The sequence below is a fragment of the Psychrobacter sp. 1Y4 genome (assembly GCF_051847555.1).
The window spans coordinates 1-525 of the sequence record NZ_JBPYDE010001120.1; the positions used below are offsets into that span (position 1 = coordinate 1).

The 525-nt window shown below is 41.7% G+C and carries 1 pseudogene; it reads right to left on the reverse strand.

The features are described from left to right. Nucleotides 1-276: pseudogene (argS, locus tag ACS8FC_RS20730) on the reverse strand (arginine--tRNA ligase); the annotation flags it as partial. Between the last annotated feature and the right edge of the window lie 249 nt (nt 277-525).

The following is a 525-nucleotide window of genomic DNA, read 5'->3' on the forward strand; positions in this document are numbered from 1 at the left end:
GTTAATAAACCCAGGACCGGCGATTTCTACTTGGCGAATGTCTTGATTCTCAGGCAGCGCGCTGACGATTTTTTCAGCGAGTTGACGCGGATTGGCTTTGGCCGCTTTGGCAGCCGTCAGTGCGATATTGCTGGCAAAATCACCGTGGCTAAGGTCTTTAGTACGCGTGATTTGACTGTTATTCTGCCAGTCGCTTGGTAGCGTACCATCTGCTTGTAGGGTTTGAATGGCATCATTAAATAGGGATGCAAGCGTATCAATTTGGGCTTGTGACATAGGGATTTGAACTCAATTAAATAAACAACAAAAACGGTGCGAATGCGAGCAGTCGATAACTGCTTATTATAATGTCGACCGACATTGCAGGGATAAAATAATGCAAAAAGATAAGTAATCTGTAAATATAACAATCTTTGCGCTTTATTGCACCATTTGCGCCAAAATTAGCACTAAAATCTTACCGTTATGACAACTAAGATTGATAATTGGAACTAATATAGATTTTGTTCGCTCGTTTGCTGATGC